A 4,451-nucleotide genomic window follows, 5' to 3' on the forward strand; every position below is an offset into this window, starting at 1 on the left:
CGGCGTCTCGTCGTCCGGCACGGTGACCACGAGCCCGGTCACCGAGGCGACGAGCCGGAAGTCGGTGAGGCCGTCCGCGAGCCAGTCGCCCGCCGCGTCGAAGCCGGTCTTCTCCTCGCCGGGGATCGCGCGGACCTCCAGGTTGTCGAAGCGGTTCTGGTAGAAGCCGCTGGAGATCACGACCCGCCCCGCGACGGTGTCGGCGGCGGGGTCGGTGTAGGAGAAGACCTGTTCGCCGTCGAGGTAGCCGGTGTAGTGGTCGCCGCGCAGGTCGAGGCGGATGGTGTGGGGCGCCGTCGGGTCGAGGTCGGGGAGGGTGCCGCTGAGGAGTGTGCCGCGGGCGTTGCCGGTCGGGAAGGCGGTGACGTTGCCGCGCTTCAACAGGCCCCAGGTGCCGTCGGGTTGGACGGCGAAGGTGATGCCGTCGTGGGTGTCGCCGCCGCTGCCGCGGGAGTTGCGGCCGCCGAGCGCCACGTAGTTCTCGTAGTACGCGTCGGGGTCGGAGTCGACCCTCCGTGCCGGGTCGAAGGGGGTCAGGTCGAAGGAGAAGTCCAGGGACGTGGAGTAGTTGGTCCAGTGGTCGTCGCCGATCAGGGTGTGCGGGTAGGAGTTGCCGCCGTACCGCCACAGGCCCGGCTTGTTCCAGTAGGGGATGTTCTGCTGGAGGTGGTTGCCCTCGCCCGGGCCGTCGCCGGTCGTCTCGACCTCGAACGCGCCGCCCATGTCGGTGGCGTAGCGCGGGCTGCCGCCGCGGCGTGCCACGTAGTCGCCTGGGTAGTCGGCGTACTCGAAGTCGTCGCGGTAGAGGACGCCGCCGGGGCGGCCGATGTCGAGGACCGTGCGGGGGTGGGGCTCGGAGGAGCCGGGCCGGTACGAGGGGACGCCGCGGAGCGTGGTGACGGTGGAGATCGAGTGGGGTGGGAGGGTGACGGTGAAGGTGCGGCCGCCGTCGCCGGTGGACCTGGTGGGGACGCGTCCGGTGTTCTGGAACCAGTTGGCGTCGTAGGTGTCGCCGGCGTCCGGGCCGCGGGTCTCGTACCGGGTGAGGGGCCGCTGCTGGGCCCGGCCCATGTCGCGGACGGTCACGGTGACGGAGACCGGGTCGGCGGTGTCGTTGGTGAGGACGGTGGAGAAGTCGGTCCGGCGCGGGTCGGCCAGGGTGAGCCAGCTGGCGTCGCCGTCCGCGATGCCGTCGCCCGCCGACCAGCCGGTGCCGTACGAGGCGCCGCCGTCGACGTACTGCCAGGCGCGGTCGGGGTCGGTCTCGGCGAAGGCCGTGAAGTGCCGCACCAGCTGCACGCCGCTGTCGAGTTCGTACCAGCCCGACCACGGGTCGTGGGCGCCGATCAGCTGCTTCGCGCTGTAGGTGCCGTTCTGGTAGAAGGCGCTGATCGCGGGCTGGAAGAGGTGGCGGGTCTGGCTGGAGTCGGACGGCAGCGGGCCGGCGCCCGCGTCGTTCCGGCCGGCGTTGTGGTAGCCGAAGATGACCCGGTTGGCGATGTCGAGCGTGCCCTGCGGCCCGGTGAGGCCGCCGTCGCCCGCCAGGTTGACGCGGTTGCGCGCCATGGAGGTGGGGGCGATGCCCTCGGAGTACCAGAACTCCTTCGCGTACACGGTGTTGAGGATCCGGATCGCGCGGTCGGCCTGCGAGGTGTAGTGGATCGAGACGGCGTCGACGGCGGTCAGCAGCTCGGCCGGGTCGAGCGGGGCGCCGTCGGTGCCGGTGGTCGGCTCGTCCGGGTCGCCGACGGTGTAGTGGTAGGTGGCCGAGTCGCCCTCGGCCGGCGGGTGGACGGTGCCGTCGGAGCGGGTCCAGCCGTCGTACTCGCGGCCGGGGAGGACGACGCGGTAGACCTTGGCGCCGTCGTACGAGCCGACGTGGGTGATGTCGTGGGCGACGTTCGTGTAGACGCCGTCGGCGTCGACGGGATGTGCGGGATCGGCGTCGTCGGCGTCGATCGGGACGGGCGCGTCGAGTGGTTCGATCGCGGCGACCTCGTCCGCGGTCAGCAGGTGCACCAGGTCGTTCGCGAAGCCGCGGCCCTTGATCTCGTCGGCGCCGACGAGCCGGATCGTGGAGGCGTAGTCGTAGCGCGGCTCGCGCTCGGGGCGCGAGTCCTCGGCGAGGCGGCGTTCCAGGTAGTCGAGGAACGGCAGCACGTCGGCACGGTCGTAGTCCTCGTTCTTGCCGATGCCGATCCAGTCGACGGTGATGCCGAAGGTGTCGTGGACGGCGTCGATGGTCCGCTTGTACCAGGTGTAGCGGGCCTCGATGCCGGCCGCCAGGCCGTCCTCGGCGGCGTCCTCCACCCACCGGGGGTCCGCCCAGCGCAGCAGGCTGACCTCGATGTCGGGGTTGATCGACTTGGCGTCGGCGGCGAAGTGCCAGCCGGCGCCGGCGCGTACGTCGGCCTCCTCGTCGGCCGCCCGCATCGAGGCGGGCTCGGTGCCGGACGAGGTGTTGGCGTCGGAGCCGAGCTCGACCTTGACCTCGGTGAGTCCCATCCCGGTCTCGGGGTCGAACAGGTGGTTCATCAACTCCCAGTAGCGGTCCGGGTGTTCCTCCTTGTAGTCGAGGAGGAGCCGGGAGGTGTTGTTGCAGGAGACGGCGCCGAAGCCGCGGAACAGGTCGGCGGGGTTCCGGTTGATCGCGTCGCCGTCGATGGTGAACGCGCGCTCGATCGGGGCGGTGTCGGTGGCGGTCGTGGCGGTCGCGGTCGTGGCGGTGGCGGGCTGCGGGGCGGTCAGCCAGGACGCCAGCAGGGCGACGAGGAGGGGGAACGTCAGGGCCGTACGTCTGAGAGCGCGGAGCATCAGCATCGAAGCCTCGATTCCGGTCGTCAACGCGACGCGGATCACGCTAGGGGCGGCCCGGTCGTTCCGGGACCACCCTCGCGCGTAGACGAACAGAATCGATCGGAATCGAAACCGCGACCCGCGTTACGCGTTACGCGTTACGCGTTACGCGGCGAGGGTGGTGACCGCGGCGACGAGGTAGAGGCAGCCGCCGGCGGCCACCGCCGCGCCGGCCACGGTCGGGGTCCAGCTCGCGACGGCCGCGGCGAGGCGGGCGCCGCGGATCCGGCCGGCGAGCAGGGCCCGACCGCGGACGGTCAGGACGCCGACGCCGGTCAGGGTGACGGCCATGCCGACGCCGAACATCAGCACGAGGAGGACGGCGTTCACCGAACGGCCCGTCAACATGCCGCTCACCAGCACCAGGAACGCCGAGGGGGAGGGGAGCAGACCACCGGAGACGGCGAGGGCGGTGAGGCCGCGGCGCGACCAGGGGGAGGCCACCTCGTCGTGGTGGTGGTGATGCCCGTGGTCGTGATCGTGGTGACCGTGACCGTGACCGTGCCCGTGGTCGTGCCGGTCGCGGCGGGCGCGCAGTTGGCGGTGGACGAGGTGCGCGCCGACGGCGATGACGACGAGGCCGGCGGCGACCTGCATCCAGGCGGTGACGGTCTCGGTGGCGAAGCCGCCCGAGCCGGTCACCCCCACCCAGGCGCTGGCCAGCAGCAGCACGGACACGGTGTGCATGGTCGCCACGATCAGGCCGAGCCGCAGCGCGTCGCGGTAGCGGCCGCGCACGCCGACCAGGTAGGCGGCGGTGACGCTCTTGCCGTGCCCGGGCGCCACCGCGTGGGCGGCGCCCACGCCCAGCGCCACGACGGCCGCCAGCCAGAAGACGGCGCCGCTGTCGAAGAGCGCGACCAGCCGGCCGTCCAGACCGTTGACGTCGCTCATGCCGCCGCCACCCGTCTCCGTCTGACGACCGCGGCGTAGCCGACGGCGCCGGCCACGATGGCGAGCGCGCAGCCGGCGACGCCGAGGGCCGCTGGGTTGCCGAGGGCGCCACCCGGGTGCCGGGCGAAGGCCACCCGCTGGGTGGTGTCCGTGGCGGTGAGCAGGGTCTGGCCGGGGCTGCCGCCCGACTCGGCGGTGAGCATCGTCCGGTACGCCTCGTTGAGGTCGCTCAACGCGCCCACCGTGACGTCCACTTCCTCGATGTCCCGGGGGCACCGGTACTCCAACACGGCCCCGTCGGTGAGCAGGTCGTCGAGCGAGGCCACCTCGCCGGCGCACCGGGCGCCGCCCTGGGCGACGTGGATCCGGTCGAGCAGGTAGGCCCGCAGCTCGGGGGAGCGTTGGAGCTTCTGCTCGCCGGTCAGCTCGGTCGAGACCGCGTCGAGCGCGGGGTCCTCGAAGGCGCCGACGGCCTCGCCGAGCGCCACCCAGTCGTCCTCGGCGGCGTGCCAGGTGAGGGTCGCCAGCGGCCCGTCCGTGCTGATGGTGGCGGTGGAGGGCGGGCCGAACGGATGGGCGGCGGCGGTCGGGGCCGGTCCCGCGGCGGCCCACAGCAGGGCCGCGGCGCAGGCGGCGAGCGCCGCCGGCCGGCGGATGCGTCGGGTGGGGTGGAGGGTCACGGTGTCGTCGTTCTCCTGGAG

Annotated in this window: 2 protein-coding genes and 1 pseudogene; all 3 read right to left on the bottom strand. The window is 72.8% G+C overall.

All coding sequences use genetic code 11. The features are described 5' to 3' along the window. Window positions 1-2,844: hypothetical protein (locus E1283_RS37680; protein ID WP_165956329.1), on the bottom strand; the 2,844-nt coding region annotated here is incomplete at its 3' end. Window positions 2,845-2,961: 117 nt separating this feature from the next. Next, on the bottom strand, window positions 2,962-3,750 hold the full coding sequence (locus E1283_RS32570) for a nickel/cobalt transporter (protein ID WP_132821765.1): 789 nt from the start codon (window positions 3,748-3,750) through the stop codon (window positions 2,962-2,964). Then, a pseudogene (locus E1283_RS32575) lies at window positions 3,747-4,451 on the bottom strand (hypothetical protein); the annotation flags it as partial. The pseudogene E1283_RS32575 and the gene E1283_RS32570, both read right to left, overlap by 4 nt.

This window comes from Streptomyces hainanensis (assembly GCF_004348415.1).
GTDB lineage: Bacteria > Actinomycetota > Actinomycetes > Streptomycetales > Streptomycetaceae > Streptomyces > Streptomyces hainanensis.

What these genes read in the sequence shown, in the direction of transcription:
- E1283_RS32570 (WP_132821765.1), bottom strand. Translation starts at nt 3,750, where the DNA reads ATGAGCGACGTCAACGGTCTGGACGGCCGGCTGGTCGCGCTCTTCGAC.